A 24235-nucleotide genomic window follows, 5' to 3' on the forward strand; every position below is an offset into this window, starting at 1 on the left:
TTTTTTAGAATTTTATAGATGCGTTTAATTGTAGAAGATATGAGTTATTAGCTTCGTTTACATTTGAAGCATCGTTAGTGAAGGCCCAGTAGTCACCTGCAAAAAGGTAAGCTGCTTGTCCACCGATTGCAACGGCTTCGTTCCAATCATATGTGAAACCTAGATCCACTTCCATTCCTAAGTCATCTTTTTGATCAACGTTTGCAGTTCCAACCCAAGCTCTTCCTTCGTGATTGTAAAAGCCAGCATTCGCTTGAGCAACTTCTTCTGCTTTTGCATAAATAAGAGCTGCATCCCAAGTCCATTTATTTGTCTTATACTGACCTCTTAATTTTCCATACATTGTGTTTGTCACGTATGAATCGTATAGAGAATAAGATTCATCACTAACAGCTCTCATGTTGTAGCGGAAAAGCAAGTTAGCAATTTGAAAGTTCGGGTTTAGATACATTGCTTCGAACGAAGATTGTGTCGCAGATTGACCACTAACTTTACCGGCATCAAATCCAAAAGACCAAGAGTCATTTGCTTGATAGCTTGAAGAGAAGAGAATTGCTTGAGCCTTGTACTTAACGTTATCGCTATTACCATAGACATCACCAAGTTCACCACTCATGATTGGAACTTCAACTTCAAACTTTAATTTATCAAAAGTCTTTTTGAAATAAAGGTCTGTAATCTTAACGTTTGTTTCACCAAAAGCTTGGCTTCCTGCTTCGTCAGCAACTTTACCATTATTAGAGTTTTTCTTTTTAGCGTAGAGAACTCCAAAAGCAATATCATTATCAACATTATCGTAGAAAAGACTGATACCAGTTTCTTTAACTCTATGTGATCTTGTCAGTGATCCATCAGAAGAAATTTTCGCCCAATAAGGTGAGATGAAGAAATTACCAATTTTAATCTTGGCCGTAATTCCGTCTCTTACAAAAGTGTGACGATCCCAAACGTTATCACCAGAGTTTTGGATAGCTCCCATACCCCAGTGAGCAGAGTGGCGTCCAATCACGTATGTTGCAGTATCTGAGTAAAGTTCCATATAAACCTTATTAAGGTTAAGTTGGTTATCAGTACTTGTGTTGTAGTAATAAAGAGCTGAAGCGGCATCGCCTTTTTTCGTTTGGTCATCATTTTCACCAAGTCTACCACCTCTTCCGTATCCCGAAGTGATTTCAGCCTTAATGCTCGCTGAGTCATTCACGATAAGATGTGGATTGAGACGAAAAACATAGCTTTGATAAGAAGCATTTTTTTGGCTTCCACCTGCTAAAGTTACTTCTTGAGACCCAGCAGATGACGTATAAGGTACGTTTTCGCTTGTAGCTTTGATTCTTCTGTAATTGTTAATAAGCGTAGTGTCGACTCCAAAAACTCCGTGCCAGTCGATTGGAAGGGCGTGAGCAGATGTCGCAGTTAGCGCAAGAGCAGCAAATAGTGATTTTGTTTTAAACACGGTCATTCTCTCCTTGGAATGGTGCAATGTAGTCCTTTGGGAAATAATATATGATATTAAAAGTTCTCGTCAAAATCTTTAGGCAAAATGCCATGGAGTGTTGAAACAGTGATTTATATAAGAAACGTTCTAAGATTCATATTTATCCTTATGGGTACTTCTTTTTTAGCATTTAATATCTATGTTACCAAGTTGATTGCTGAAGTTGATCTAACTCCCTTTGAGAAGATTAGGGGAAAAGATAATTTTAAAACAGCAGTCTCAAGCTTTGAAGCAGGTTCTTTCGTTGATAGAGAGGAGTTTGAAAATTATCTTCTTTTTTCATCTGACTCAAGATCGATGGACATCTTATTAGATGAGCTCAAAAGAGAGAGATATTTAAGTGAAGATAAAAATAGCTATTTATTGGAAAAAGACTTTGAAATAGAGGGACTGTTTAGAAACGATTGTGAGGACCTCTATTGCTTTCAATACTATATGTCCTTCGCAAATATTCCGGCGGATATGTGGAAGGGTTTAATTGGAGTTGAAGATAATCGATTTCTTACTCATAAGGGAATTGATCTAAAATCAATTTTAAGGGCCATCATCATAGATATTAAAGAGATGAAAATGGTTCAGGGTGGTTCGACAATTACTCAGCAGCTTGTGAAAAACCTCTATCTAACAAATGAGAAAAAGCTAAGCAGGAAATTGAAAGAAATTATAATCTCCATCTACTTAGAATATAAGTATGAAAAAGAGATGATTCTAGAGCTATATTTTAACGAAATTTACTGGGGAAGTATGTATGGTCTTCGTATGAAGGGAATCTATACGGCTTCATTATTCTATTTTAAAAAGAAACCTCATACCTTGAACCCATATGAAACGGCTATTCTCGTATCAATGCTTAAAGGACCTTCGTATTACAATCCTGTTAGACATGTAAATCGACTCAAGCAGAGAGCAAATATTGTGTATGAGAAGTTGAAGGAGAAATCACTTACACCAATTGTAAAATCATTTCAGTGGGACGATGAACAATGGTCGCGATGGTCAGAAAGTTTAAAATCAGAAACTAGAGCAAAAATTTTGAAATCACTATGGTGGACTAGTACTGAGAAGAGTGATTACGACGAATATGACCGCTATATTTTGAAGCACAAAGCGATCAAACGCCTAGGTGAAATAAAATATGAAAATGTGGCGTTTAAAGGAGTTATTAAAAACCTGCAAACCCAAAAACAATACGGGTTTTATAGTAAGTACGAAAGGGATAAGGAAAAGGCCTTAACAAGTGAGCCTCATCAAATTGGAAGTACAATCAAGCCAATCGTTTATGGTATCTTTCAAGACTTTGGGAAAAAATGGTCCGATAGCGTTGATACTGGTCCTATAGAATTGAAATTGATCTCCGGTACTTGGAGTCCACGCGAAGCGAGTAAAAAAGAGATAGAAAGTGCGACTTTGAAGACGGCACTGCTCATGTCTTTGAATCGACCGTTGATTCGGGTTGCAAACGAAATTGGCTTTGACAAAATTGAGCCATTCCTTGCTGAGTACTTTGAAAACCTACAAAAGCCACTGGCCGAATATCCAGCTCAGCTTTTAGGTGCCATTGAGATTCCAATTTCAAGCTATCTCGATATCTATGAGAAATTTATTAGAAAATCTTGCAAAACATACAAAGAGAATAGCGTTATCGATGTTCTCTCAGATCCAACGATTACGACAATTAGACGAGTTGTAGGGAAGAGTCTTAAAGACATGCGCTTTTTCGGCAAAACGGGAACGACAAATCAAGGGTATGATAATTGGTATGTGAGTTTTGATGGAGTGAATTTAGGTCTCTTTTGGGTTGGATATGAAGGCAAGAGAGATGGAGATGAGCTTAAGCTCTATGGAAGTACGACAGCATTTAAAGTTTTTAATGATTTTTCTCGAGATAAAGGAAAAAGGTTTAACGAGCTTAACTGTGAAATTTTTAATGATTAATTGCGATAAATACTTGCCAAAATCCTAGGCTGGCGTTATATTTCTGATAGTTTCGTACACATTGTTGGGGTATCGACAAGTGGCTAAGTCAGCAGATTTTGATTCTGCCATTCGAAGGTTCGAGTCCTTCTACCCCAGCCATCTTTTTTTCGGAGAAGCAATGAAACGAATAGTCTTAGTTTCTGGTTCATCTAATCCTAAGCTTGCTTCCCAAATCTCTGAACATTTAGACGTGCCCTTGGTAGACCCACAGTTGGTTAGATTTGCTAACGGCGAAATTTATTGTGAAATTGAAAAAAACGTCCGCGGAGCGGACGTTTTTATTATTCAGAGTACTTGTACACCAGTGAATGATAATTTGATGGAATTATTGATTATGATTGATGCTCTTAAGAGAGCTTCAGCATCCTCAATAACGGCTGTCGTCCCTCATTACGGATACTCTAGACAAGATCGTAAGGCATCTCCTAGAACTCCGATTTCGGCTAAACTCGTTGCTGATTTGGTAACAGTTGCAGGAGCTTCAAGAGTTATCACGATGGATCTCCACGCTGGCCAAATTCAGGGTTTTTTCAATATCCCATTTGATAATATTTATGCTTCTCCAGTGTTGATTGATTATATTAGAGAAAATGTTTTCGATACGAACACTATCTTCGTTTCTCCAGATGCTGGTGGTGTTGATCGCGTACGTCATTACGCCAAGAAATTAAAAGCAGATATTGCGATGATCGATAAGCGCCGAACGGGAAAAAATGTAGCTAAGGCCATGAATATCGTTGGTGATGTAAGAGGGAAAAATTGCATTATTATCGATGATATGATCGACACTGCAGGAACACTTATTGAGGCATGTAAGGCCTTGAAAGACCATGGAGCACAGAAGGTTGTAGCTTGTGCAACGCACCCAATTTTCTCTGGCCCGGCCATTGAAAGAATCGTCAATTCAGATGCTCTCGATAAAGTTATTGTTACAGATACAATTCCACTTTGTGAGAGTGCCAAAGATGTTGATAAGATAAAGGTCTTGTCTACAGCTGAAATATTGTCTAAAGCAATTCATAGAACATTTAATAACGACTCAGTTAGTTCTCTTTTTGTTTAGGAAATCGGAATCAACATGACAAAGTTAATCGTTGGATTAGGTAATCCAGGTAGTGAGTATGAGCTTACGAGACATAATATCGGTTGGGATGTTATGGAGAAACTTAGCTTTAGAGATAGAATCTTTTGGAAAGATAAGTTTAAAGGGCTCTATGCAAAATTAGATATTGATGGGGAAGATGTTTACTTTCTAAAGCCTCAAACATATATGAACTTGAGTGGTGAAAGTGTTCAACCTTTAATGCACTTTTTTAAAGTAGAACTTCAAGATATTTTGGTAGTTCACGATGAATTAGATTTACCTTATGGAACAATAGCATTTAAAGATGGTGGTGGTCTTGCTGGTCACAATGGTCTAAAATCAATTGCTGCTTGCTTAGGTAATCAAGCCTTTAAAAGGTTGAGAATGGGTATAGGTCGCCCACCGAGGGGTTCAGTAAGTAACTGGGTACTTTCGACATATTCAGATGATCAAAAAATAGTATTAGATCAATATTTAGAAGAGTCAGCAAAGGCAATCGAGTTATTTATAAAAGATGACTTTGTTAAGGCACAGAGAAAATATAATAGAAAGAAAATAGTAGAATAGAGAGAGGTAACGAATGGCCCTTAACTGTGGTATTGTAGGTCTTCCTAACGTTGGAAAGTCGACAATTTTTCAAGCATTAACTTCAGCTCCAGCTGAAGCAGCAAACTATCCATTTTGTACAATTGAACCAAACGTTGGGATTGTTAACGTTGGTGATGAAAGACTACAAAAACTTGCAGACTTAATTGGTCCTGAAAAAGTAATACCAACAATCGTTGAGTTTGTTGATATTGCAGGTCTTGTAAAAGGTGCCAGTAAAGGTGAAGGTCTTGGAAACCAATTCCTAGGTCATATTCGTCAGGTTAATGCGATCGTTCAGGTTGTAAGATGTTTTGATGATGGAGATGTTGTTCACGTAAACGGAACAGTAAACCCAATCGATGACATTGAAACAATTAATATGGAATTAGCTCTTGCAGACTTAGAAGTTGTTGAAAGAAAGCAGTCTAACCTTCCAAAGCTAATTAAAAATCAAAACAAAGAAATTTCTAGTAAAGCAAAAATGCTTGTTCCTGTTTTAGAAAAACTTGTGGCCCATCTTGAAGAAGGAAAAGCTGCAAGAATTCTAGATCTTAGTGAAGAAGACAAAGAGCTTATTAGCGATCTTAATTTAATTACTCTAAAGAAAACTCTTTATCTTTGTAATGTAGATGAAGACTCAATGAATGATGATAATGACTATGTTAAGCAAGTTAGAGAATATGCTTCAACTGAAGGTTCTGAAGTATTGAAGATTTGTGGAAAACTTGAGTCAGAAATTTCAGCACTTGAAACTGAAGAAGATAAACTAGACTTTATGGAAGCTGCTGGAATTGAAATCTCTGGACTTGAGCTGCTAACTCATGCTGCATATAAAATGCTTGGGCTAAGAACTTATTTTACTGCTGGAGTTAAAGAAGTTCGTGCATGGACATTCAAGGCCGGTGCGAAGGCCCCTGAAGCTGCAGGTGTCATTCACACAGACTTTGAAAGAGGATTTATTAAAGCAGAAACTTATCACTGCGAAGATCTTTTTAATCTTGGATCTGAATCTAAAGTTAAAGAAGCCGGTAAACTTCGTATGGAAGGTAAAGAATATGAAGTGAAAGACGGTGACGTTATCCACTTCAGATTCAATGTTTAATCTTTGATTGCGACTTTAAACGACTCACCCAAAGGCAGGGTGAGTCGGTTTCTATCTTGTAATAAATTATAAAAAAATAAATTTCTATAAATGTACTTCACATAATTTCTTGTTTCTTCATAGGGAATAGATTCAATCATAACGAGCGGATCTTCATCCACAAAATGTCCACGAATCCATCGTTTTACTCTATTTTGACCAGCATTATAGGAAGCGAGCGCTAGAATTAAATTACCGTCAAACATACGAACTAATTTTTTAAAATAAGTAATACCTATTTTTAGGTTTGTTGATGGAGTTTCAAGTTGAGAAGCAACAACGCGAGAGTTGAAATCACGAGCAGTTGCAGGCATGAGCTGCATAAGACCACGAGCACCAACGTGAGACTTTGCTCCTGGATTGAATGCCGACTCTTGTCTGATTAACGAAAGAATAACAAGTGGGTCGATGGAATTATCAACTTTTTTGATTTCTTTTACATATTCAAATGGAAAGAGAAACTTTAGAGAGCGGCTTCCAACGGAAAGTAGATTATCGTTAAATGAACTATGAAGCAGTTTAAAAGTTTGAAGGTATTCACCATTATTATTGAAAGATTGAATTAACCCAATACTTAAAAAGCGCTTAATCTCTTTGTTTGAGAAATGCTTGTATTTACCAAGATTGGTTAGGAGATGTTTTTTATCTGAAGAGAGAACTGTTTGTATTTCTTTTTCTGCATAAGAAGAAAGGTCTAACTTTAGCCAAGTGCTCAAACGAGCAAGAGAAAGATTAAGATCATTAGAAAAATCATCTTTTGAAACAGAATAGAGATCGATTTTATCTTTATACTTTTTAATAAGGCGATGAGGTGAACTATAATTTTCTAGATCTGAGATATATTTCATACTCAATATCGAATAAAAACTTAAAGGACTGTTTTTTGTGATGAGTTTGAAAAGATGCTTTGAGATCGACTGCTGATCAATCTTTAAAAAAGTATAAGCAATCCAAAATTTCAATTTCTCATCAAAAGAAGTGAAGTCATTGAGAAGTTCGAGACTCTCAATTGTTTTGGAAGCGGATTGATAATCTTTGAAAAGAATGTCACTCCAAAGAATATAAAAAATAGTCTGAGAGTAGTCACCCTTGCTAGAGACGTGGAGAGCATGTTTAAAGATATGCTTAGCAGTTGCAGGTTGTTCATCATATAAAGTATTGTACCCAAGCTTAATGAGTGTTTTCCAAGTATATTCTGTATCGAGGTAACGTCTGTTTTCTAAGTGGAAACTGATCATATGATCTGAGAACGTCTTAACCTTAGAGTAATCTTTATTCTTACGTGCAGCTCTAGCACTTTTTTTCATTTTGTTAAAAGCACCAATGAAATATTTCTTATCAGGTCCACCAATGGAGCCTTTCTCTTGAATGAAATTAGTCAACTCTTGATTAAGGGGCAAGTGGTCGAGTAAGCGCTTTGGTGGAATTTGATTAAGGTGAATATAATTCTTAACAACTATCTTTGATAAGAGATCATATGTCTTTTTATCATTCTTTTTGGCACGGGAGAGAATTCGTATAATAAGTTTGAGATGATCTTTTTTACTTTGATGAAAAATCGCTTTAGAAAGAAAAACCTCATCGATACTGTTGATATTTTCTAAATCTTTTAGGCTTTTGTTGATTCGTCGAATCGCTTTTTTCCAACAATAATTTGATAGAAGATCAATAGTCTTATTGAAAATAGGATTTAGCGATTCTTTTGAAACTTTTTGCGTACATCTAATTCTTATCTCTTGAAGAGAAAGATTATTCTCTTTTATTAGTTTTATCTTCTTAATGAGTGGGAGATAACTTGAAAATGGAGAGCTTTTATCAATATTCTTTTCGAGATTACTAAGTGTGTAGTTCTTAGGGGTCGAATAGCGTAGCTCTCTATTAAGATCATAGATACTTTTAGCGATACTCTTATTTTTAGAATCAACTTTAGAATTAATGATGTTGAAAGCATTCGTCGCATTGGGGTGAGGGGTGGCGAAGCTATTAAGAGTATATAAAAAAAGAAGAACGATAAGTCGCATTTAGTTCCGTGGGTTAGAGGTGTTTAGTAAAACGCTCTTGAATTTCATCAAGATTGATGTTGATCTGTTCAATGACAGCTTTTTTATCTTCAGGAATAACGTGAGTTAAATTTTTTAAATACGAGTTCACTTCACTTAAATAAACAACATCCTTTTTGTAATTTTCTTTAATCGTTTCAAAGGTACTATTTACGTCGTCTTCTAGGTCACGAAAGTAATCGCCTTGTCTAAAATAAAGTTTGCCCTCGCTTAATCCTTCACGAATTGAAGAAAGATATTTTTTAAGCTTGTAAACAGGCCCAGCAATCTTGTGAGTAAATAAAATACAAATGATGAATACGAGTACAGAGAAGCCTAGCTGCCAGAGAGCTAATGTAATCATCAATGCTTGTTTGTAATTGCGCAATTCGAGAACTTTTTCAGGATTTGTCGAGGCAATGACATTTATATATTTTTCTACCAGCTCATAGATGGTAAAAGGATAAAAAAGACTCGATATAATAACCAATAATGTAATCATCAGTGAAAATTTCAGCTGAAATTTCGGGTTTACGAGGTATATTCGCCTTCTGTGTTGTGACACTAAGTTCTCCATGGTTTAGGCTACGCATTAATATGATACGAGATGGAGGATATTCAGCTCAAGCGGCTGATTTTTCTGCCCCTTAGTAATTGATAAGTAAGATCAGATTCATTAGAATTTTTTGTAATAAAAGAGGTGAAATATGAAAGCAGAAGTAAAAGATATTATTGAGAGGGTAAAGAACCCAAATACTCAAAAAACTCTAACAGAAGAGTCAAGAATTGTTGAAATGGTAATAGAAGATGACTCTTTTAGTCTGACATATAAAAGAGATGGAATCACACCTGCACAGAAAAGACAGGTTGAAGATGTCATTGTTAATGAGCTCAGCAAGTATTACAGCGAAGAAAAGATAACTGTGAAAACAGTATCAACAGACTCAAAAGACGTCTTAGGAGCGAAACCAGCGCCTGCTAGTGCTCCAAAACAAGATAATGCACAGATTAAAGCGGGACATGGTCCTGTAGGGGCAAATAAGAAACGTGTACCAGGTGTTAAAAATGTTATTGCCGTCTCATCTGGTAAAGGTGGTGTTGGTAAATCAACTGTAACAACGAATATGGCCTTCGCTCTTAAGAACCAAGGAATGAAAGTTGCGATCCTAGACGCCGATGTCTACGGTCCATCAATTCCAATGCTTATGGGAAAAAGAGATGCTAAGCCACAGGCAAATGCAGATAAGAGAATTATTCCAGTTGAGACTAACGGAGTTGGATTTATCTCATTTGGTCTTTTTATTGGGGAAGATGATGCCGTTATTTGGCGAGGTCCAATGCTTGGTGGAGTTCTAAATCAATTTCTTTTTGATGTTGAGTGGGGAGAGCTTGATTATCTTCTCATTGATCTGCCTCCTGGAACGGGTGATATGCAGCTTTCTATGGTTCAGGCAACTGAAGTTGATGGAGCTCTTGTTGTTTGTACTCCACAAGATGTGGCCCTTCTAGACGCTAGAAAAGGTGCTCAAATGTTTAAAAAAGTGAATGTTCCAGTTCTTGGGATGATCGAGAATATGAGTTACTTTGCACCAGATGATATGCCAGAGAAAAAGTATTATATTTTTGGTGAAGGTGGAGTGAAAAAGGCCGCTACACAATTTGAGGCACCATTTTTAGGTGAAATTCCAATGGAAATCGCGCTTCGTGAAAGTTGTGATAACGGGAACCCATATATGAGTAATGGCGACTATGAAGGTCGTCCGGTATGGAATGCCTATATGGAGTTAGCTTCAAAGCTTGTTAACATGAATAATGGTGATGAGAAGAAGGGATTCTTTTCTAAAATTTTTAAGAGATAAACATTGGCTTTTTTAACGACAATTGAAGAACAGGCATCTTTTAAGTTTACTGGTCGAATTAACGTCCTAAGTGTTGAGAATAATCAATTCTATGGTTATGTCTTAATGAGGGATGGTTATCTTGTTCAGGCGAAATTTAGAGGAGAGAAACTAGAACATGCTCTTTATAGTATTGTTTTTGCCGATATTGAGAACCAACTCAATCTAAAATTTGTTGTCGAGCCAGAAATCGTATCTGATGATGAAGCAATCTTTAAAATGTCGTTTTCAGACTTGAAGAAAAACGCTGAGACATCTTATGCTAAATTCAAAGATTCTATAAAGTTACGTCCTCCTGCGGACCTACATCTATTGATTAGGCCGGAATTTATTATCGAGGGTGCTAATTTAGAATTGATAGAGTTTAAGACTTTAGAGACAATAACCGAGTATTCTAAAGTAGAAGACATCTATAAAAATAGTGATTTATTAGATCATGAAATAACAGAGGCCCTCGTTTCTTTAAGGAAGAAAAAGGCCTTAAAAGTTTGTAGGTAAAATAACTTAGGAGAACCTGTGAAATCTCAAGTCCACAACGAAGGCGAGCTAAGAGAGCTCAAAGTAAACATCGAAAAAAACGTGGTTGATTCAATTGAAAGAATGGCCGAGAACTCGGGCTATACGATTGATGAAATTGTGGTAATCGCTTTAAAAAGATTTAGAGCAAGCCACTCTGATTATGACGGTAGCATTCTAAACGGTGACTAAAAAAATAAAGGCCTCTATATCGAGGCCTTTATTTTTACCAAATTTCAATAGTTTACTAAGATAGCTTTTTTGAACATATCTCCTTACTCCCAGTAAAAATCGTCCTTTTTTTAGATAGTGTAAAAGAATTAAACAGTCCTGTAATAAATTCTCTTCATTTGATTCACGTAAATTCAGTCACTTCTACTATGTTTTGGTCTTATACCCCTGTTAAGTCCTTTGGCATGCGCGTTGCATTAGTATTAGGCATACAGGGGAATACTTATGAAACTACTAACAACAAAAAAACTTATGACAACTTTTGCATCACTTGGATCTGTTCTTGTTATGGCATCAGCTTACAAGACAGCTCAAATGAATAGTGCAGATTTTATGCAAGATTCTGAGATCAAGTTTGCTAAGAGATTTGATAGTTCAATGGTTAGAAATGTTGCCTCTGCTAATAAGAATACACCAGAGATTTTCCCATTTGTATTCAATGCTCAAAATAGAGAACTAATTGCAGGACAGTGGGAAGTAGTAAGTATTAGAGATGAAAAAGAGAATAAAGTTTATGATATTTCTGAAGAAGATAAGCAACTTATGATTAACCTTGAGTTAATTGGATCAAGTCTTGTTAGAGTTGGAAATGATGAAGAAATGAAATTTGATATTTCTTTCATGCACGAATCAGGAAAAACAATCACTCTTTTTAGATCATTCAATGGTGGATATGAGATGATCAACGCTAGAAGAGTTAGAATTGTTACAGAAACTTATGAAGAAACAGTTGCACCATCTAGAGATGAAGCTCCTGCAAAGAAATCGGATGTACTTGTAAATTCTTTAAATAGAAATACAGTTCTTGAAAGAGCTCTATTCCCAGAGAAAACAAGTGAAATTCTAAAGAATAGAAGTGTTGAAGGTGAGCTTGCTCTTGGTGAAGGTTCAATTGAAAACTTAAGCTTCATCATCGAGATTAACGAAAATGAAGTAATCGACTTCTCTCAAGCGGGAATCACATTACAAGATGGTGGATCGTTTCAAGCTGAAGTAGATGGAGAAGTTATCTCAGGAGTACTTACTAACAACGGAAATAATGGAGTACAAATTAGATTTGTAACAGGAACAAAGCTTAAAGGTGCAATGCTTAGCTTTGTAACATACGAAGAAAAAGAAAGAATCAGAATGAAAGAAGAAGAAGCTGAAATGTTTAAAGAAGAAAAACTAGCTGAAGAAGTAGAAGTTAAGACAGAAGAGAACATGATTCAAGACCAAGTAACTAATGAGAGAGAGCAACTTGCACAAGAAGAAGCGATGGAAGTAGAAATGGTTTCTGAAGAGCAAGCTGCGGAAATTGCCCAAGAAGAAGGATTTGATTGGTAAGTCGATACAAAATGAGAAAAAAGAATCATCTGAATAGGTGACTCAAAGGCAAAAAAAAGCCCCTCAAATTGAGGGGCCTTTTTATTTCTTAACCAAGAACTTTCTTTAATTCATCTTTAAGAATTGGAACAATTTGGAAAAGATCTCCAACGATTCCATAGTCAGCTTTAGTGAAGATTGGAGCATCAGCGTCAGTGTTGATAGCAACGATAACTTTTGATGTTCTCATCCCAGCAAGGTGTTGAATAGCACCAGAGATACCACAAGCAATGTAAAGAGTAGGAGCAACAGTTTTACCTGTTTGTCCAACTTGCATTGATGGAGCAGCATATCCAGAATCAACAGCTGCTCTCGATGCACCAACTGTTGCACCAAGAACGTCAGCTAGCTCTTCAAGAATTTTGAAGTTCTCAGCAGACTTCATTGCACGACCACCAGAAACAATAATATTTGCTTCAGTAAGGTCTAGCTTTTCAGAAGCACCTTTAATGATTTCTTTAATAGCGGCACGGATATTTCCAGCATTACCAGTTACTTCATTTGTAGCACCAGCACCAGCTGTTGGAGCCTCTGGCATACCAAGAGCGTTTGGTCTAATTGAAACAAAGTGTGGCTTAGGTCCAGAGATTTCAACTTTTGCAAGACACTTTCCAGAGAACATTGGTCTCGTTCCTGAGAAATTATCTCCATCCATAACAAAGTTTGTTACATCTGAAGCTAGACCAGCTTCGAAAGCACCAGCTAATCTTGGAAGAAGATCTTTACCAAGAGAAGTTGCACCACCAAAAACGAAGTCATAGTTTGAACCGATGAATTCTTTAAGAGCATTTGTATAACCCTCTGGTGAGTAGTTATCTAGACCCTTAATTGAGTGAACATTAGCTGCACCATATTTTGCAAGTTCAGTTACAGCAGCAGCTGGAACTTCACCAACAGCAGCAACGTCAACATCGTGTCCTGTAAGTTTTCCTAGAATTTCATAAGTTACAGACTTAACTGTATCACCTGATATTTCAGCAAGTACTAATACTTTAGCCATTTTATATACTCCTAATTAAATAACTTTTGCTTCTTCTCTAAGAAGCTTAACAACGTCTGCAACAATAGAGGCTTGGTTAGCTTCTTCCATTGCATCAAATTTCTTACCAGCTGGTTTCTCTGGTGGAAGTTGGAACCCAGAGTATTTAACTCTTCTGTCATCTTCAGAAACACCAACGTCAGCAAGTGAGTGTTGTGTAAGTGGTTTTCTCTTAGCTTTCATGATTCCTGGAAGAGAAGCATATCTAGGAGTGTTAAGACCTTTGTTACAAGCGATAACAACTGGTGCGTTTACTTCGTAAACTTCCATTGCTCCACCTTCGATTTCTCTTTTTAGAGTGTACTTTCCACCTTCTTCGTTGCATTCAACTACAACTGAAACGTGTGGAAGATCCATCATTTGAGCAACAAGTTGTGGAACTTGAAGACAGTCATCATCAATAGCTTGTTTTCCAGTGAAAACTACATCTGGAGTTTTCCCAGACTTCTCAATCGCACCTTTGATTGCCTTAGCAGTCATGAATGAATCAAGATTATCGTCACCTTCAACAAGGATTGCTTCATCAGCACCCATTGCAAGAGCTGTTCTTAGGGCTTCAGTATCTTTAACACCACCAACTCTAACAACTGTTACTGTTGAACCACTGTTAGCTTGTTTTGTTAGAAGAGCTTGCTCAACTGCGAACTCATCATAAGGGTTCATGATCCATTTAATCGAAGTCGTTTCGATAAATGAACCGTCTGCTTTAGGCGTAATTTTAGTTTCCGTGTCTGGAACTTGCTTAATGCATACGAAAATGTTCAATTTTAGCTCCTTGAAAAAATTTCTTTAGCAATTACTAATCTCTGAATTTGTGATGTTCCTTCATATATCTGAATGAGTTTTGCATCTCTCATCAGTTTTTCTACTGGGTATTCTTTAGAGTAGCCATAGCCTCCAAAAACCTGAACAGCATCAGTGGCTACTTCCATGAACGCATCTGCTGAAAAAGCTTTCGCATATGAAGCAAGTTGCGTATTAGGCTTACTATTATCTAACAACCAAGCCGCTTTGTGAACTAAAAGACGAGAAGCTTCTACTTTCATTGCCATATCAGCAATCATGAATTGGATGGCTTGGTGCCCCGAAAGGGGTTTACCAAATTGTGATCTTTCTTTTGAATATTTGACTGCGTGGTCAAGAGCACACTGCGCTCCACCAACGGCGGAAGCTGAAACCATCGGTCTAGAATGATCTAGTGTCTTCATTGCAATCTTCCAACCTTCGTTAACATTTCCAAGGACATTTTCTTTTGGAACTTTAACGTTGTTAAAAGTTACAGCTCTTGTATCAGAACAACGATGTCCCATCTTATCTTCTTTCTCTCCAATTTCTATGCCTTCACATTTCTCAACAACAACTGCAGTGATTCCCTTATGCTTTAGTGCTGGATCTGTTGTGCAATAAACAACAAAGAGATCAGCGTAACCTGCATTTGTAATCCACATCTTGTTACCATTTAAAAGATAGTGATCGCCATTATCTTTAAGAGTTGTCTTTATGCCGGCAGCATCAGAGCCATTTCCCGGTTCAGTTAAACAGAAGGCTGCAATTTTATAATCTTCTGTGAATGGAGTAAGAAATCTTTTTTTCTGTTCATCGCTTCCTCCAATGACAATTGGAAGGAGAGCAAGATCATTTGCCATGATGGCCGTATTCATACCTAAGCATCCATAGGCGAGAGATTCTGTGATAATCATAGAATCCATTGCACTAAAACCAGCTCCACCATATTCAGCTGGAATACAAGTATTGACTAAACCTAGCTCCCAAGCCTTTTTGAGAATAGGTAGTGGCATTTCAGCTTTTTCATCATATTCACCAGCCTTTGGCATCATTTCATTACGAGCAAATTTTAGGGCCATGTCATGAATTTCTTTTTGTTCGGGAGTCAATTCGAAATTAATCATAAGAAGATCCTTAGATAAGAAAATAATATAAAGAAATTATAGGTAGTGACTGGACTGGGGTCAATTTATGAAAAACTAGGCAAGTTTAATATCGAACTTTGGTTGAGCACAGTTGTCAAACTTCTTAGGAAACGAGAAATGCTTTTTGAGTACTTGAAAATATGGAAGTTCTTTTAAAGGTAAAACAACAAAACTTCTTTCAAAGAGTCTTGGGTGAGGAGTTGTTAGTACCTCTGTATTAATTTTGTCTAAACCGTAGAAGAGAATATCGATATCAATGAGTCTAGGCCCTTTATCAATATCACGAGTTCGTCCTAGAGATTTTTCGATCTTTAGTAAGTGCGCCATAATATCTTCTGGCTTTCTATTGCGTGGAAGTTCACACTCTATAACCATATTATAAAAATCAGGTTGATCACAATAATCTACTGCTTCAGATTCATATACTTTGCTAAGAGCAATGATAGGATACGAAAGATGGATAAGCTTAAGTGCTTCAATGAGATTATTTTCGCGGTCAGCTAAATTTGTTCCCAGTGCTAAAACTAATGACATTAATCTTCCTTCTTAATAGAGGACTGATCATCACTATCATTTTCATCTAAAGTATCAGAATTTCCTGTTTCTACTTTTGGAATGACATATTGGTATTCTGCCGATGGAAGAACGCGACCTGATTTATATCTAGGAGGAGACTTCACACCGCAACCAAGAAGTAGAGAAGAAAGAAGAATAAGTGTGAGCTTAAAACTCAAGGCTGAATCCAACATTAAGGATATCATTACCAAAATCCGCACGTAAAAACCAGCCTGGAACAAGCCTTTTTAGAACAGTGACACCAAAAACAACCTGCTTCTTTTGGATTTCACTTACGAGATTGAGCTCATTTTGGAGTTCAGTATCTGTTTTTGGATCGTCGGGATCTTGTACACCTGCACCAGGGCTATCTGCGTTTACAATTTGAAACCCAAGATAAGGTTGGAAATAAGTAAACATTGGTCCTGCAAAAGTGTACTTTGCTCTCAGAGTATAAGTTGTAATTTTTGTACCAAGTCCGTCATCAGGAAAGTCCTGAAGAACACCCTCTCCATAGAGCGCTTCACCCCAAATATTGTCATCGAATTGATAGGCCCACGTCGCATTGAAGAGATTCGTTCTACTTGTGTTTTTGTCTTTGTCTAAAGTAGAGAGAAACCCTAGGTTTGCAGAAATGATATTATCTGTTTTGATGGCCCTATTTTTATTATCCTCGATCTCTAAATTGTCATCGAGAAGTTCTGTACTATAAAGATCTTCTTCACTGTTGATAAGAGTCGCTTCTTCCTCTTTCTCTTTCTTTTTAACTTTAAAAAAACTGTCATCACCACGTATCACTTTAACTTCGGTGCCAAGTCTTAACTCTTTGAAGAGTTCCATCGAATAAATTTTTAAGATTTTAATACCAGAGACATCGGATGTATCTTTTGCTACTAGAGCACGCGTTACAAGCTTATTAGAGTGAACGAGAGAAATGAAATCACCTTTTTGAAAAGATTGATTTGAATTCGTTAATATAATGATGCGTCCAGATGTTGATATCTTTGTAATCTTCTCTGTTGGAAGATCTGATGCGAATGAATCGAGACTTCCCTGATCCTCAAATTCATCAACGAATGATTGAGCAAATGAAAAGTTGATTAAAAAAGTCAATATTAAGAGAGTTATAACTTTCATCGTTATATTGTAAATGACTAGGAAAATATCGTCTATGCGGACGAAGTTTCTCTAATAATTTGAAAAAAAACTAAATAAAGATTTTTATGCGCCGAGTGGGTAATTGAGTATGACCAAAGAAGGGAGCATCTTATGAAATTAAAGAATATACTACTCGTTTTATCAGTTTTTTCACTGGTAGCTTGTTCGTCTAACAGCGAAAAGAAAGAAGTCGCTGAGACGAATGTTGAAACATTAGAAGATCAATTACTTGAAGAAGATGCGGACTTTATAGTTGATGCAGATGATTCAGCCCTTTTAGAAGAGGCAAAGACTGACCAACCGCTAATGGCAGAACAAGAAAAAGTAGAAGAAACGAATCCAATCATGGCAGAAGCAACTATGGCGCCATCGATTATGGAGCAAGCAGAATATACAGTTCAAAAAGGTGACACTTTAATGTTAATTGCTTTCAAAGTTTGGGGTGATTATGAGAAGTGGAGAGAGCTATCTCAAGCTAACGGTGGAATTCAAGAGAAGAATTTAAAGCCAGGAACTGTTCTTAGATATGCACCAAATGGTTTTGCTTGGAATCCACAAGGACTACCTCACTTAATTAAGACAGGTGAGACTCTTGGAACTATTTCTGTTGATAAATATGGAACAGATAGAAAGTGGAGAGATATCTGGGACAATAATAAGCCAATGATTAAAGATCCAAATTTGATTTTTGCTGGTTTCACGCTGTATTATATCCCTAGCGATAATAGAGATTTGGCATCAGAGCCTGAAGCACTATAAGAAGTATTTATATGTTGAAAATATCTGGCCCTCTAACGAGGGCCTTTTTTATTTGTATTGTTCTATTAATAACAGGTTGCTCGACTAATAGGAGTAAGCCGGAATGGAATTTTGAAGTTAATAAATCTGCAAAGGGTGACTATGGCGATCATTTTGAAAGTATCGGCCAAAGTTTTTTAAAAACTCCTGGTACGAGAGTTATTAATCTTACATGGTCATCGAAAAACTATCTGAAAGATATTTACGATAGAATCGTAAAAAACAATGAACTTCTTCTAGCAAATGCTCCAAGACCAACATTTAATATCATTAAATCTGATACGCCTTTTTACTTTTCCTTACCTAAGGGACATTTCTTTTTTAGCTCTGGCTTGATTACGAAGTATCTTAGAAATGAACAGCTCCTTGTGGCCATGATGTCAGCAGAGATCTTTAGAAGTGTTAATTCAATTTATGAGAAAAACGTCGTAGTTCCTGTTGGGTATATGACCTTAGAACACATCTTATCGATTCTAAAAATATCGTTGAAATTAAAATCTGAAGTAAATAAGAATTCATATATTCTATTAAGAAGAGCTGGATATGATCCATCGGCATATTTAGTTTGGCTACAAACACAAAATAAAAACATGCTCGACTTTGCTCTTCAACACGGTACTTCGAGAAGAATGTCAAAAGAAGAGTATTTATTCAAAAATTATATCGCATCTAAGAAAGACCGATTTGAAGGTATCGAAGAGAAGAACTCAAGTCGAAGTTTTTATAGATTCCTAAATAACATCAAGGGTAGAAGATGAAATTAGAGCAATCTGAAAGGTTATTTGTCGAAGAGCTCTTTGAGCAGTCAGTGAAAAAGAAGGGCGATCTTGGTGAACTGAAGGATGTTATTCGTCTTACTGGTGATGCGTCGACAAGACGTTATTATCGAATTGAAACATCGAAAAAGTCATATGTGATCTGTATCGATGGCCCAAGTGATAAAGACTGTGACTTCGATCAAATGCAATGTCTCTTAGAAGAGCATGGCGTTCGAGTTCCGATGATTCATGATAAAAGAAATGAATTTGGATATCTATTAGAAGAAGACCTAGGTGATGTAACCTTATTGTCAAAGCTCGCTGGGATCGACAAGGAAGAAGAATTTGTACTTTATAAGAAAGCGATCGAAGAACTAGTTAAGATTCATTCTATCGATATTGAACTAAACGCTCCTTTTCGCGAAAGGTATTTCGACTTTGATAAACTAAATCAAGAAACAAATATGACTCATAATTATTTTGTTCTGCAATATTTAAAAAATACGAACGAACAAGATCAAGTTACGGTTAAAGAAGAGTTTGAAAAAATAAACTCATATTTAGAGCAAGGAAAGCAAGTCGTCTGCCATCGAGATTATCATAGCCGAAATTTAATGCTCAAAGGCAATGAAATGATCGTTATTGACTTTCAAGACGCACGAATTGGATTGCCACAATATGATTTAGTCTCCTTATTAGAAGACTGTTACTACAAGATTAATGAAGATAATAAAGCGAAATTAATTCGCTTATACATCGATAGAATGAATTTTTCTGAAGATGACTTAGAAGAGTTTTATAGGGCCTATGATTATTCTGCGCTCCAGAGAATTTACAAAGCAATTGGTAGTTTCTGTTATATTAACTTTGAAAGAAAAGATAGTCGATATTTAAAATATGTCGGCTATAGCTTCGAAGGAATGAAAACAATATTACAACGAAGACCTGAGCTTAATGATCTCTATATAAGTTTATCTAAAATATATTATGAAAGTTAAATCAGCTCTTATCTTATCAGCAGGATTTGGAACAAGAATGGGGAAGATTGGAAAATCTCTGCCTAAACCTTTATGGCCATTCAATGGAACAACTCTGTTAGCTGAGCAAATTCAATTTGTAAGATCACTTGGAATAGAAGACATTTATGTCAATGTCCACCATCAAGCAGAAGATGTTATTAGTTACGTTGAACGATTTTTTCCTTCTGTTCACATTCTTCATGAAAAGGAAATTCTAGGATCTGGGGGAGCGATACATAACGTCGCCCATAAACTGTCTTATTGTGGTAGCTTACTTACGATAAATAGTGATGTACTCATTAGTATGAATCACGACGAATGGAAAGAGTTCTTCTTACCATTAATGGGATGCTCTCGTTTACTGGCCTTACCTGTGAAAGAAATAGGATATAATGAATTCATATTGAATAAGTCTCTGTTGTCTAAAATCGAAAAGTCGACGAAAGAAAATTATTATACCTATGCAGGTGTAGGAATCATTGACTTAGAGAAGATTGATGAGACTCCTGGAGAAAGTTCATTTTTTCAAACGGTGGCAGACTTTAAAAATAAAGAAGTAGAAGTCTATCGTCCTAAAACTTTGTCCTACACTGATTATGGAACGCTGGATCTCTATCTTGCAAATATTGGAAAGATAAAAATCTCTAGTGAAATAGGATTTTTAAAAATCTTAAAAAAAAATGGAAAGACGAAACTCGAATACTTGAATTATGGATCAAAAACAATAACTCAAGATGAGATTAACCCTCTTCCTGAATAAGTTTAATACAATCAACAGGACATGCTTCAACGCACAAGTCACAGAGAGTACAACTCCAATTATCAATCGTGTAAACGTTATCGTTCACAATGATCGCGTTTTCTGGGCAGACCACATTGCAATTGTCACATTGAATACATCTATTGTTGATTTGTAATTTAGGTAGCATAATATTTAAATAATGCCACTGATTAAGATATATGCAATAGAGGGGTTTTTTCCTTAAGATGAAAATTATAAGTAGAAGTGCAGTTGTTCGAAATGTCTTGTTATTTAGCCTCCTAAGCTTGGGCTACTTGCATATTGTTTATGCTTTTCACGCAGGAAAGAGTGCGGTTTCAATGCCAGATATTATTGCCTTTTTGAAATCAAATTTTCCATTGCTTGCTCTTACATTGGCCACAATAGTATCTGTTTTTAAATGTTGGAAACTCTCTACATACATTTATGGTATCTTTACGGTTACAGTCACATTCCACAGCTTAACCATTTTCTTCGATTCATTCGATAAAGTAGTACTTGTCTTCAATCTCTTATATGTGCTTGCAGCTTTTTATCTCTATCAACTATTGTATTTAGAATTCTCTGAAGCAATTTATAATCCTAAATTTAATGGGCGAGATTTGGATAAAAGAAAAGTCATCGATGGAATTGTTCTCAATTTTGGCGACGAAAATATAGAAGGTTTTATTACTCATCTCGATAAAACCAGCTTCTTTTTTAGGGCCTATGAAAAGAAAATTGGAATAAGAGGTAAAGCAAAGTTTTCTTTAAATTATCTGAGTAAAGAGTTCAACATTAGTGGAAAAGTTATGACTCAATTTCATGATGGTTACGGAATTAAAGTTATTGATAGTGAAAATAGTGCCGAAGGTGACCTAAGTTGGCGAGAGCTTTATGATATTCTTATAGATAGAGGTCTCTATTCAATTTAAACATTGGATTTTTAATGAAGGTTAACTTTTTACTTTTTACTATTGCAGCACTTTTTATTTCTTGTAGTAAGGATTTAGGTCCTGAAGAAACGCTAAGGGAATTTATTAATTATAGATTCAATACTGGTCAATCTAAAAGTAAGGTTCTCTCTTATCTAGAAGAGACAATTAAAGAAGAAACAGAGCAATTCCTATTTATTAATAAACAAGAGTTAACAGCTGAAGAAATTGAGAAAAAGAATAAAGAAATAGAATTATTCTTAAATCCAGAAGGTTATAAGAAAAGAGACTTCAAAATTTTACACAAAAACTGCAACGAAACTCGTTGCTTCATTACATACTCACTGGCCTATACACAAGGTGGAAGTGAGAATGATTCTCTTACAGAAGTTAAGAAAATAGCCGAGATTAAAGTCTTTGATAAAGAATGGAAGATTGTTGATATCACGAATGTAAAAACATATATCGAAGGTAAAAAAACAATCTCTAACTAGGTAAAGTTTTCCGCCCTAAGTCCGAAAAGCTTAGTATGAGCGTGAAAACGAACGAAGAACATTTAATTAGCCAGCTTTTAAACGAAACTTACGGACTTGTTGAAAAAGTAGGTCCTGTCGAGCTTTCATCACTTCCAGATTACTTTGAGAAACGTAATCGTCAAATCAACTTTGATGACAAGAGTTTTTTAATTAATCACCTTCTTTTAAGTAATATTGATTGTGAAAAGATCTCTCTTTCTAAGGCAAGCGACTTCTTTCACATCCCAATGAATGGAAAAGACCTACACGCACCTAGAAATTGGGGTGTTTTTCACGAAATAACCTTGGCCATGAAAAGCAATGAGAATAAATTATTTCGACTAAAAGACTGGGATGAAACGTTCTATTCTGTTTTAATGAATTCATATCAGTTGAATAAAGAACCTATTTTCTTCGTAGAGAATAATGAAGTTTACTTTATTCTTATTGAAGATGGTGATACGACGTTGGTTCGTGAAATAGAAAATATACTAATGAATGAAAATGAGCTTTTAAAAACAGCGGCATAAAAAAAGGCTCCTTTCGGAGCCTTTCTTATTTATAGTGACATGTAATAGTCTTTAATCATGAGAGCATCGTCTTCGAGGTTAGGGCTGTTACAGATAACATATCCTCTACAATCGTACTCTTTAAGAACTTTAAAAAGTCCTCTCCAGTTGAAGTCAGATTGCTCAAGGTTAAGATGCTTTAGATCACCTTTAGAGTTTGAGCTAATTCCTGAAATATGGATGTGCATATTTTCGAGAGCTTCTGGAGTGAGTTCTTCTTTCAATTTATCAAGTACAAGTCTGAACTCTTCTTCAGTATTGTACTCACCAGTTCTTGCGTAAAGGTGAGAAAAATCCATACAAGGACGACATGAGGAAACATTCTTTGTTAAAGAGATTAGTTCTTCAAGAGATCCAAATTGAGATGTCTTACCTGTAAGTTCTGGACGTAGTTCGATTTCGATATCAAGACGACTAAGTCTTTCTTCGATAACGTTCATACTTTTTTCAACGAGATCAAATACGTCATATGGCGAATCTTTCATATAGAAAGCCGCGTGAAAAGTCATAGATTCAGCACCGCAAAGATCAGAAATCTTAGCTGTCTGAATAATTCTTTCTACAGATGAATCGATTTTATCTTGCTCTCTAGCATTTAGGTTAATGTAATAAGGACCGTGTGAAGTAAGTGGAACACCTAATTCATATGAAACTTTACGTAAACCAGAGGAAACTTCTTCTTTCATTCGCACGCCATGCGCGAATTCTAATTGCATGCAGTCTAATCCTAATTCATGGATTCTTCTAACACCATCAATTGGATTATTTTTTTTGGAAGTTGAGTTAGGAACTCCCGCAGTACCAAATAGTAGACGTTCTATTTGCATCAATTCCCCCGATTAATAAGTTTGAAAGGCAGAAAACTATCGCTGTCATATCACATATTGGAATTTCGCTGTAGGCGCACTGTGGCAAACCTATTGATTACAATATGTTATGTGACTAGTTTTACGAATCCCGCCCCTCGTTGACTAAACGCATAACTTATAGCCGTATTAAAAATTCTTGTCTATAATCAAGCTTTGAGAATTGTAAGAATGACAAAAGATTGTAAAAAAGGAAAAGCCTTATTAAGTTAATTTTATTGTATTTTTGGTGGTTGGCCTATGTACTTTTCTTTGCATTAATTGGATACCTCACAGGTGGTCTCGAGTTGATGTATGTTCTAATTCTTGCTTTTGTCTTTGCCTCACTAATTCTTTACGCCTTTGGTGATCGAATCGTTCTCGGTCTTGTTAATGCTCGTAAGGCCATTATTGATCGCGAGTTATGGAGAAAGGCCAATAACATTGCTTCGAAACAAAATATTGGCTCCGTCCAAATTTACACAGCTAAACATCTCGCATCTAATATCTACTTTATCGAGTCTTCATTTGGTAATAGGGCCCTTATTTTTGGCGGTAATATTGAAAGATATTTAAGTGATTCAGAAATTGAAGTGCTGACATATGCTAGCTTGAAGATGTTTAACGGTCATTTTGCAAAAATTAGAATCATGTTTGGACTTCTCAATTATGCCTTCGATCTTCCGTCTTATCTTTTTAGAAAGACAACTAAACTGCAGTGGCTCGATTTAATTTATGGTTACCTAAGGTCTCCGCTACTTCTAATTCAAAACACGCTCTTTAGAAGCCGTAAAATCAGATACTTAGATGAGCTTGTTGCCGAGGAAACAGGCCTTGGTAAAGAATTGGGATCTGCAATTTATAAACTTTCTGATGTTCGAGCTTTAAACAATACTTTTCTACAAGAAAGTATCATGAATTCACTTACTTATGCCGATAATAAAGTAAATGAAAACACTTCTTTTTTTGTCGATCAACCTAGATCGCAGGAGCGTTTTCAGATTCTTTTATCGGAATAA

27 protein-coding genes and 1 tRNA gene are annotated in these 24235 nt (G+C 36.1%); 17 read left to right on the forward strand and 11 right to left on the reverse strand.

Features of this window, described 5'->3' with window-relative positions; genetic code table 11:
• Positions 1-4: 4 nt before the first annotated feature.
• Positions 5-1453, reverse strand: a complete 1449-nt coding sequence (locus HBN50_RS16785) for a hypothetical protein (protein ID WP_273871962.1) — start codon at positions 1451-1453, stop codon at positions 5-7.
• A 150-nt stretch (positions 1454-1603) separates the two neighbouring features.
• Between HBN50_RS16785 and HBN50_RS16790 the strand changes: the two genes are divergently transcribed.
• The 5 genes from HBN50_RS16790 to ychF all read left to right on the forward strand — a co-directional run bounded on the left by HBN50_RS16790 (position 1604) and on the right by ychF (position 6246).
• Positions 1604-3430, forward strand: coding sequence for a transglycosylase domain-containing protein (locus HBN50_RS16790; RefSeq protein WP_273871963.1), 1827 nt, complete (start codon positions 1604-1606; stop codon positions 3428-3430).
• Positions 3431-3495: 65 nt separating this feature from the next.
• Positions 3496-3571, forward strand: a tRNA-Gln gene (locus HBN50_RS16795).
• A 19-nt stretch (positions 3572-3590) separates the two neighbouring features.
• Positions 3591-4535 (forward strand): ribose-phosphate diphosphokinase, encoded by a 945-nt coding sequence (locus tag HBN50_RS16800; protein WP_273871965.1) that lies wholly within the window; start codon positions 3591-3593, stop codon positions 4533-4535.
• Positions 4536-4550: 15 nt separating this feature from the next.
• Positions 4551-5123: an aminoacyl-tRNA hydrolase gene (gene pth / locus HBN50_RS16805; protein ID WP_273871968.1), complete on the forward strand. Its 573-nt coding sequence runs from the start codon at positions 4551-4553 to the stop codon at positions 5121-5123.
• A gap of 13 nt (positions 5124-5136) precedes the next feature.
• The gene (ychF, locus tag HBN50_RS16810; protein ID WP_273871969.1) at positions 5137-6246 is read left to right on the forward strand and encodes a redox-regulated ATPase YchF; all 1110 of its coding nucleotides are present in this window, start codon (positions 5137-5139) and stop codon (positions 6244-6246) included.
• On the opposite strand, the gene HBN50_RS16815 is transcribed toward ychF, so the two are convergent.
• Positions 6243-8306 (reverse strand): lytic transglycosylase domain-containing protein, encoded by a 2064-nt coding sequence (locus HBN50_RS16815; protein ID WP_273871971.1) that lies wholly within the window; start codon positions 8304-8306, stop codon positions 6243-6245. The genes ychF and HBN50_RS16815 overlap by 4 nt on opposite strands.
• 13 nt (positions 8307-8319) lie before the next feature.
• On the reverse strand, positions 8320-8826 hold the full coding sequence (locus HBN50_RS16820) for a hypothetical protein (RefSeq protein WP_273871973.1): 507 nt from the start codon (positions 8824-8826) through the stop codon (positions 8320-8322).
• A gap of 205 nt (positions 8827-9031) precedes the next feature.
• On the opposite strand from HBN50_RS16820, the gene HBN50_RS16825 reads away from it, so the two are divergent.
• The 4 genes from HBN50_RS16825 to HBN50_RS16840 all read left to right on the forward strand — a co-directional run bounded on the left by HBN50_RS16825 (position 9032) and on the right by HBN50_RS16840 (position 12295).
• Complete coding sequence (locus tag HBN50_RS16825; RefSeq protein WP_273871976.1) at positions 9032-10183, forward strand: Mrp/NBP35 family ATP-binding protein; 1152 nt, start codon at positions 9032-9034, stop codon at positions 10181-10183.
• Between the two features lie 3 nt (positions 10184-10186).
• Complete coding sequence (locus tag HBN50_RS16830) at positions 10187-10720, forward strand: hypothetical protein (RefSeq protein ID WP_273871978.1); 534 nt, start codon at positions 10187-10189, stop codon at positions 10718-10720.
• Between the two features lie 18 nt (positions 10721-10738).
• Positions 10739-10930 (forward strand): hypothetical protein, encoded by a 192-nt coding sequence (locus HBN50_RS16835; RefSeq protein ID WP_273871980.1) that lies wholly within the window; start codon positions 10739-10741, stop codon positions 10928-10930.
• 264 nt (positions 10931-11194) lie between these two features.
• Positions 11195-12295: a hypothetical protein gene (locus HBN50_RS16840; RefSeq protein ID WP_273871982.1), complete on the forward strand. Its 1101-nt coding sequence runs from the start codon at positions 11195-11197 to the stop codon at positions 12293-12295.
• Positions 12296-12383: 88 nt separating this feature from the next.
• Here the strand turns inward: HBN50_RS16840 and HBN50_RS16845 are convergent, their stop codons facing one another.
• The 6 genes from HBN50_RS16845 to HBN50_RS16870 all read right to left on the reverse strand — a co-directional run bounded on the left by HBN50_RS16845 (position 12384) and on the right by HBN50_RS16870 (position 16996).
• On the reverse strand, positions 12384-13334 hold the full coding sequence (locus tag HBN50_RS16845) for an electron transfer flavoprotein subunit alpha/FixB family protein (RefSeq protein WP_273871985.1): 951 nt from the start codon (positions 13332-13334) through the stop codon (positions 12384-12386).
• A 15-nt stretch (positions 13335-13349) separates the two neighbouring features.
• Positions 13350-14138 (reverse strand): electron transfer flavoprotein subunit beta/FixA family protein, encoded by a 789-nt coding sequence (locus HBN50_RS16850; protein WP_273871986.1) that lies wholly within the window; start codon positions 14136-14138, stop codon positions 13350-13352.
• Between the two features lie 2 nt (positions 14139-14140).
• A complete protein-coding gene (locus HBN50_RS16855; protein WP_443135181.1) occupies positions 14141-15280 on the reverse strand; it encodes an acyl-CoA dehydrogenase family protein in 1140 nt (379 codons plus the stop codon).
• A gap of 78 nt (positions 15281-15358) precedes the next feature.
• Positions 15359-15838, reverse strand: coding sequence for a 2-amino-4-hydroxy-6-hydroxymethyldihydropteridine diphosphokinase (folK, locus tag HBN50_RS16860; protein WP_273871991.1), 480 nt, complete (start codon positions 15836-15838; stop codon positions 15359-15361).
• Complete coding sequence (locus tag HBN50_RS16865; RefSeq protein WP_273871993.1) at positions 15838-16038, reverse strand: hypothetical protein; 201 nt, start codon at positions 16036-16038, stop codon at positions 15838-15840. Before HBN50_RS16865 ends, folK begins: the two co-directional genes overlap by 1 nt.
• Positions 16028-16996, reverse strand: a complete 969-nt coding sequence (locus HBN50_RS16870) for a hypothetical protein (RefSeq protein WP_273871994.1) — start codon at positions 16994-16996, stop codon at positions 16028-16030. Before HBN50_RS16870 ends, HBN50_RS16865 begins: the two co-directional genes overlap by 11 nt.
• Before the next feature lie 132 nt (positions 16997-17128).
• Between HBN50_RS16870 and HBN50_RS16875 the strand changes: the two genes are divergently transcribed.
• Genes HBN50_RS16875 through HBN50_RS16890 form a run of 4 tightly spaced genes read left to right on the forward strand, consistent with a single transcriptional unit; the run spans position 17129 to position 20352 of the window.
• Positions 17129-17776, forward strand: coding sequence for a LysM peptidoglycan-binding domain-containing protein (locus tag HBN50_RS16875; protein WP_273871996.1), 648 nt, complete (start codon positions 17129-17131; stop codon positions 17774-17776).
• Positions 17777-17787: 11 nt separating this feature from the next.
• Complete coding sequence (locus HBN50_RS16880) at positions 17788-18573, forward strand: hypothetical protein (protein ID WP_273871997.1); 786 nt, start codon at positions 17788-17790, stop codon at positions 18571-18573.
• Positions 18570-19571: an aminoglycoside phosphotransferase family protein gene (locus HBN50_RS16885; RefSeq protein ID WP_273871999.1), complete on the forward strand. Its 1002-nt coding sequence runs from the start codon at positions 18570-18572 to the stop codon at positions 19569-19571. The genes HBN50_RS16880 and HBN50_RS16885 overlap by 4 nt, the downstream gene beginning before the upstream one ends.
• Positions 19561-20352, forward strand: coding sequence for an NTP transferase domain-containing protein (locus tag HBN50_RS16890; protein ID WP_273872001.1), 792 nt, complete (start codon positions 19561-19563; stop codon positions 20350-20352). The genes HBN50_RS16885 and HBN50_RS16890 overlap by 11 nt, the downstream gene beginning before the upstream one ends.
• Here HBN50_RS16890 and HBN50_RS17630 read toward each other — a convergent pair.
• Complete coding sequence (locus HBN50_RS17630; RefSeq protein WP_443135180.1) at positions 20333-20521, reverse strand: 4Fe-4S binding protein; 189 nt, start codon at positions 20519-20521, stop codon at positions 20333-20335. The two genes, HBN50_RS16890 and HBN50_RS17630, sit on opposite strands and share 20 nt — an antisense overlap.
• A 58-nt stretch (positions 20522-20579) precedes the next feature.
• On the opposite strand from HBN50_RS17630, the gene HBN50_RS16900 reads away from it, so the two are divergent.
• The 3 genes from HBN50_RS16900 to HBN50_RS16910 are packed head-to-tail and all read left to right on the forward strand — an operon-like array spanning position 20580 to position 22332.
• Positions 20580-21287 (forward strand): hypothetical protein, encoded by a 708-nt coding sequence (locus HBN50_RS16900; RefSeq protein ID WP_273872005.1) that lies wholly within the window; start codon positions 20580-20582, stop codon positions 21285-21287.
• Between the two features lie 14 nt (positions 21288-21301).
• Positions 21302-21781 (forward strand): hypothetical protein, encoded by a 480-nt coding sequence (locus tag HBN50_RS16905; RefSeq protein ID WP_273872006.1) that lies wholly within the window; start codon positions 21302-21304, stop codon positions 21779-21781.
• Between the two features lie 41 nt (positions 21782-21822).
• Entirely contained in the window at positions 21823-22332 is a 510-nt protein-coding gene (locus HBN50_RS16910; protein ID WP_273872007.1) for a hypothetical protein, read from the forward strand.
• Between the two features lie 29 nt (positions 22333-22361).
• On the opposite strand, the gene HBN50_RS16915 is transcribed toward HBN50_RS16910, so the two are convergent.
• A complete protein-coding gene (locus HBN50_RS16915; protein ID WP_273872008.1) occupies positions 22362-23198 on the reverse strand; it encodes a TIM barrel protein in 837 nt (278 codons plus the stop codon).
• A gap of 272 nt (positions 23199-23470) precedes the next feature.
• Between HBN50_RS16915 and HBN50_RS16920 the strand changes: the two genes are divergently transcribed.
• Positions 23471-24235 (forward strand): hypothetical protein, encoded by a 765-nt coding sequence (locus HBN50_RS16920; protein ID WP_273872009.1) that lies wholly within the window; start codon positions 23471-23473, stop codon positions 24233-24235.

Origin of the sequence: Halobacteriovorax sp. GB3 (assembly GCF_028649655.1) — a bacterium.
GTDB lineage: Bacteria > Bdellovibrionota > Bacteriovoracia > Bacteriovoracales > Bacteriovoracaceae > BSW11-IV.